Consider the following 6,000-nt stretch of genomic DNA (forward strand, 5'->3'; position numbering starts at 1 on the left):
CCCTTTGGCCTCGTGACCCGGCACATAATGTCGGGTGGAAAGGCCGAGGGGGGCTTTTTGAACTTGTGCCGCTTCGGCTTGTCGCCTGCGACGTCCGGCATGCACGAGATGCTCTGCCGATGATGGCAGCGATGTAGCCCCGAGCCTGTATCTTCGAAGATAAGTCCGGCACGGGAAGGAATTTCGTTGGAAGACCCGGTCGATCGTTCCCGCAGTGCCGGGGTCCGCTTGGCGGATCCTCTTGCTGCGCGCCGCTTGAAAATCTGGCGGACGCTGGAACAACAAGGCTGCCATCCGGTTGACCCTGACAAAGCGGCATGAACGAAGGAGGCCGGCATGATACGGTTTTTGAGCACAGTCGGCACCGCAAGCACATTTGCCTTGGGTGCCATATCTCCGGCACTGGCACAGGACGATAACGTAGAGGTCCTTGCCGAATGGGGGTATGACGCGCTTTATGCCGAGGGCTGGAGTGTCGAGAACATGTTCGACATGACCGAGATCGTCGATGCCAACGGCGAAGAGATCGGCGATGTCGAGAACGTCATCTTCAGCAACGACGGCGAGGTTCTTGGCATCATCGCACAGGTTGGTGGCTTCTGGGACATTGGTGACACCCACGTGCATGTTCCATGGGACGAAGTGTCAATGAGCGGTGGCATCGCGCAGCTTCAGGTTCCCGTAACCGAGGATACCGTGGACGATTATGACATCTTCGGCGGTATGTGGGGCGACGAGCAGATCGTGACACAGGACGAAGTCGACAGGACCCAGCAGGTCGATGATGACCTTGTCGCCGGATCCGGCATCTTCAAGGCCACCGACCTGATGGGCGACTACGCCTATCTGTCGGACGGCACGCCCTATGGATATGTTTCCGACCTCATCGTCCAGAATGGCTCAGTTTCCGCGGTGGTCAGCGATGCAGCCACATACGGACGGCCGGGATATTACGCATCTCCCTATGCCTATCGCGGCGATATGTTGGGGCCCCGATATGACATGCCCTATGGCGCGACCCAGGTGGATACGATCGAGAGCTTCAACTACGAAAATCTGCAATCCCGCCTGACCCGGTGATCTTGATTTCCGCCTGGCTGCGTGATGCGCCCACGATGGTTTTCCTGAAGACCCGGCACTTGGTGCCTGAGGTGATCTTGACCAGACGCGGAGGATAAGAGCTTCGCCCTGAGAAGAGGAGAAAGCGACAATGGAAGCCCTGTGGTTCTGGATCATTGTCTTTCTTGTCATCCTCGGGATCGCGTCGGCTCCGGGCTGGGGCTACACGCGGGATCGTTGGCCTTACAGCCAGGGAGGTCGATATCGCTACTATCCTGCCGTTGGTGCCGCCTTCGCCGTGGTGCTCATCCTGCTGTTCTTCTGGTTGGGCCTCATTGCCATCGCATGGCCATGGCCGGCAGCACCCGCGGCCGTGGACTGACGGCATGAACGTGCACCCCGAACGAAACCACCACTCCGACCAAAGAGGGTAACAAAATGGATATCAGCGACTTCCGTGAAATGTACTTGAAGGAATTGCAGGAGGCCCGCTCGGTCGAACGGCAACTTGTCGATGCACTGCCAAGAATGCACGATGCCGCAAGTGACGACGGGCTGAAGCAGGCTCTGAAAAAGCACCTCGATGAAACGCGCTCTCATCTCGATCAGGTCGAACGCCTGCTGGGAGAGCATGATGCCAATCCCCGCGAGCACCAGGACCAATCCATGCGGTCACTGGTGGCCGAGAGCGAGAAATGGGCGGGGATGCTGAACGATGGAGCGCTGCGCGATGCCGGGCTGATTGCCTCGGCGCAGCGGATCGAACATTACGAAATCGCCGTCTATGGCACTCTGGCCTGTTGGGCCAAGCAACTGGGGCTGGATGAAGACCTTGAAGCGCTGCTGGCCATCCTAGAACAGGAAAAGGCGGCCGACGATGCCCTTAGCGAATTCGCCAAGCGAGACGTCAACCCCAAGGCGCAGTAACTGAACCCTGCGGGTGCGCATTGCGCCTCGGCAACGGCAATGGACGCTCGGGAAAACGGGGGCCGCATGACTGACAGAGCGCTAGAGAGACACGCCATGGTCGAGAGACAGATCGCCCGCCGCGGTGTGCGTGACCCTCATGTTCTCGATGCCATGCGCACGGTCCGGCGAGAGGCGTTCGTGGCGCCCGGCATGGAAGAGTTCGCCTACGAAGACGGCCCGCTGCCGATCGGCCACGGGCAGACTATCTCGCAGGCATATATCGTTGCCCTGATGGTCGAGGCGGCCGAGATCCGACCGGGAAACCGTGTGCTCGAAATCGGCGCGGGTTCTGGCTATGCCGCTGCGGTGATGGCGCAGATCGCAGAAAAGGTGATTTCGATCGAACGGCACGCGCCACTGGCCGAAACGGCGCGTGACAATCTTGCCAAGGCCGTTGTTTCGAATGTCGATATCAAAGTCGGGGACGGGACGGCAGGATGGCCGGGCGCGGCCCCGTTCGACGCGATCCTCGTTGCCGCCGGTGGTCCTTCGGTGCCCGCCTCGCTCAAGACGCAACTGCGAGAAGGGGGCCGCATGGTGATCCCCGTTGGAGACGCGGACACCGTTCAGACCCTGTTGAGGATCACCCGCACCGGTGCCGACAGCTGGGATGAAGAAAAACTCGGTGCCGTGCGCTTCGTCCCGCTGATCGGTGCGGAAGGCTGGACCGAGGATGGCCGTCGTTCCGCCTCGAGCCACGTGCCCGCGCAAAATAGCGGCAAGACTTTGCCGCAGATGGTGGCCGAGGTGGCCGAGCCGCTGCCCGACATCGAAAGCGCCGAGTTCGGGAAGGTCTTTGACCGGTATGGCGACCGGAGGGTGGTGCTGCTTGGAGAGGCCAGTCACGGCACGTCGGAGTTCTACCGCGCCCGCGCGGCCATCACGCGGCACCTGATCGAACACCACGGCTTCAACATCGTCGCGGTTGAGGCCGACTGGCCGGATGCCGCCGCGATCAACCGGTATGCCCAGCATCATGCCGGTCGCGAATCCGAGGAACCGCCTTTTACAAGGTTTCCGACCTGGATGTGGCGAAACACCGTGGTCGAGGGGTTCAGCCATTGGCTGCGCACCTACAATGCCACAGGCGCAGGCAATAACGTCGGCTTCTACGGGCTGGACATCTACAACATGCGCGGGTCGATCGCGGCCGTTCTCGACTATCTGGACGAGGTCGATCCCGAAGCTGCCCGGATCGCGCGCGAACGCTACGGATGCCTCACCCCGTGGCAGCGTGACCCGGCGACCTATGGGCGTGCCGTCCTGAGCCAGGGCTATCGCGACTGCGAGGACGAAGTGGTCGCCCAACTTCGCGACCTCCTGGAGCGTCGGCTCGACTACGAGGCGCAGGACGGGGCGAGTTTCCTTGATGCGGCACAAAACGCGCGGCTGGTTCGGTCTGCTGAACGCTATTACCGCATCATGTATTACGGCGGTGCGGAAAGCTGGAACCTCCGCGACACGCACATGTTTGAAACGCTCGAACACCTGCTCGATGCTGGCGGGTCCGACGCCAAGGCGGTGGTGTGGGCGCATAACAGCCATATCGGCGATGCTCGGGCAACCGAGATGGGCAAGGTCCGGGATGAGCTCAATATCGGCCAGCTCTGCCGCGAACGGTTCGGAGACGGTGCCGCGCTGGTCGGCTTCGGCACCCATACCGGAACGGTCGCTGCGGCAAGCGACTGGGGCGGCGAAATGGAAGTCAAACGCGTGCGCCCGTCGCACGCAGACAGTTACGAGCGCATCTGCCACGAGGCGGGCGTGCCCCGCTTCCTGCTGGACATGCGCCGCGACGAGGCCCTGCGCCGCCGTCTGATGGACCAAAAGCTCGAGCGGTTCATCGGCGTGATCTATCGACCCGAAACAGAACTGATGAGCCATTATTCAGACGCAGTCCTGCCCAGACAGTTCGATGCATGGGTGTGGTTCGACGAGACCAGCGCGGTCACCCCCCTTGGCCCCGAGCACCGGCGCGATGGCGTACCCGACACGTATCCCTTCGGCGTCTGAACCCGGTCTTGTCGAAAAAGCACGAGAAGCGCGGCGGCGTCCGATACGCGGAAAATCGCTGCAAAGACCTGCCTCTGTCCGCGGAGTGAAATCTCCGGGGTTTTCGCTGGAACCGGCTGCTGCAGGGCAAGTTGATCTCGTGAAAGCCGGCATCGTGCCGGTTCTGACCGAAGGAGACTTGGACATGGCACTTTTTTCCAGCGATATCAAGGATATGGACGGGCTGTTCGTGCATACCTTGCGTGACATCTACTACGCTGAACAGCAAATCGTGAAAGCCCTGCCGAAGATGATCGACAAGGCCACGGATCCGGAACTCAAGAGCGGTTTCGAGACGCATCTGGAGGAAACCAAGGGACATGTCGAACGACTCGACAAGGTTTTCGAGATGCATGGCGTTGATGCCAAGGGGGTGAAGTGCCCGGCCATCGATGGTATCATCAAGGAGGCCGAGGACACCGCCGGTGAGGTCGACGACACCGATGTTCTGGATGCCGCGCTTGCGGCGGCTGCGCAAGCGGTCGAGCATTACGAGATTTCGCGCTACGGGACGCTTGTCACCTGGGCCCGGGAACTGGGACGCGACGACTGCGCTTCGGTGCTCGAAGAAACCCTGGCCGAGGAAAAGGCGACGGATCAGAAGCTGACCCGCCTCGCGGAATCGCGGATCAACCGGAAAGCTGCCTGATCCGACGTGGCGCGCGGACGGCATTGCCAGGTTTGATGCAGGAGGTCCGTGCCGAAAGTCGGCGCGGGCCTTACGGCATTCCGAAGATACGAATGAACGTGGTGTCAGACAGCTGGGTCGCTTGGTCAGGCACATACCGAGGGGTCCTTTGATGCCAAAGACGCCGAAGTCCGAGAACCGCAAGACGGTTGCCTCCACGGTGGCCCCCATGGCTCAGGCGTTGCTTGCGGGCATGGCGACTCGCGGTGCCGGCCACCGGCCGATCAAAACGCGGCACGTTGCCAGGCTGCGAAAAGCCGCGCTGAGTTGCAGCAAGTCCAGGTGCCTGGCGATCTGTGACCGGATTGCGGCCCAAGGCGTCAGCCAAGACGAGATTGTCGACAGGTACATTCCGGCCGTCGCCCGCACGCTCGGCGAGGACTGGGCAGATGACCGGATCACCTTTGCATCGACCTCGGTCGGGGCTGCCATGTTGCAGTGGCTGCTGGGCGCCTTGGAATACGCCCATCTTCCCAGCGACCTTGCACCCGACGGGCCGGGTGTCCTGGTTCTCGTACCCGCCGGTGAGCACCACACGCTCGGTGCCGTCCTGCTGGCACAGCAGCTCAGGCGCCGGGGCGTCTGGGTCAGGCTGTCGCTTCAGGCACGCGCCGAAAACCTTGCAGTGCCCTTCCGGCAGGGACAGCCGGATGCCACGATGATCTCGGCGTCGCCCTGGACCAGCGTGCACGCGCTTCGCGCCCTTGTCGCGGCGGCCCGGAAGGCCACAACAAGCGGAGCCCCCGTTTTGCTCGGGGGTACGATCGCAGACGCAGCGCTACCGGGCCTGACTGGGCGCTCCGGCGTGGACCATGTCGCGACAGACGTGGACGAAGCCGTTCGCCTGTGTTCATGGGATAAGCCAAGCGGCCTCAGCTTCGTCTGAGGTTCACCAGCGTGATTGGTGGGGCGATCCCCGCGCGGTCGATGATCGAAAAAGTGCCGATCTGAAGAAAAACGCAAAAAAAATCGGAAACTGGAATTTTTTCTCTTGCGGTCATCGGGATCAAGCCGTAGAGAGCACTCCTGCACGGCGCTGAGGCGGACGGCAGACATCGGAAGGGTTGACCGGCTTAGGCCGGGATGATCTGGAAGGTGGATAATTCAGGGGTATATCAGGGCGGGCGCGCCGATAGTATAGGGCGCACTGGTCTGGTTGTTTGTCTTCTGGGTTGCTCTTTGACATTGCTAATATCTGAAGAGATATGCGGGCGGTTTGGTTTGTTTCGACG

The 6,000-nt window shown here is 61.5% G+C and carries 6 protein-coding genes; all 6 read left to right on the top strand.

All coding sequences use genetic code 11. From position 1 onward, the window contains the following. Positions 1 to 336: 336 nt before the first annotated feature. Positions 337 to 1,080 carry a PRC-barrel domain-containing protein gene (locus tag LCF60_RS10860; RefSeq protein WP_292291752.1) on the top strand — a complete coding sequence of 248 codons (744 nt, stop codon included), beginning with the start codon at positions 337 to 339 and terminating at the stop codon, positions 1,078 to 1,080. Between the two features lie 130 nt (positions 1,081 to 1,210). Then, positions 1,211 to 1,441, top strand: a complete 231-nt coding sequence (locus LCF60_RS10865) for a hypothetical protein (protein WP_292291753.1) — start codon at positions 1,211 to 1,213, stop codon at positions 1,439 to 1,441. A gap of 56 nt (positions 1,442 to 1,497) precedes the next feature. After that, positions 1,498 to 1,986: a DUF892 family protein gene (locus LCF60_RS10870; RefSeq protein WP_292291754.1), complete on the top strand. Its 489-nt coding sequence runs from the start codon at positions 1,498 to 1,500 to the stop codon at positions 1,984 to 1,986. Positions 1,987 to 2,082: 96 nt separating this feature from the next. Continuing rightward, positions 2,083 to 4,041: a protein-L-isoaspartate(D-aspartate) O-methyltransferase gene (locus LCF60_RS10875; RefSeq protein WP_292291756.1), complete on the top strand. Its 1,959-nt coding sequence runs from the start codon at positions 2,083 to 2,085 to the stop codon at positions 4,039 to 4,041. 184 nt (positions 4,042 to 4,225) lie between these two features. Further along, on the top strand, positions 4,226 to 4,729 hold the full coding sequence (locus tag LCF60_RS10880) for a ferritin-like domain-containing protein (RefSeq protein ID WP_292291757.1): 504 nt from the start codon (positions 4,226 to 4,228) through the stop codon (positions 4,727 to 4,729). A 151-nt stretch (positions 4,730 to 4,880) separates the two neighbouring features. Next, positions 4,881 to 5,654: a cobalamin-dependent protein gene (locus LCF60_RS10885; RefSeq protein WP_292291758.1), complete on the top strand. Its 774-nt coding sequence runs from the start codon at positions 4,881 to 4,883 to the stop codon at positions 5,652 to 5,654. The last annotated feature ends 346 nt before the right edge of the window (positions 5,655 to 6,000 follow it).

Origin of the sequence: Marivita sp., assembly GCF_020055635.1 — a bacterium.
GTDB lineage: Bacteria > Pseudomonadota > Alphaproteobacteria > Rhodobacterales > Rhodobacteraceae > Marivita.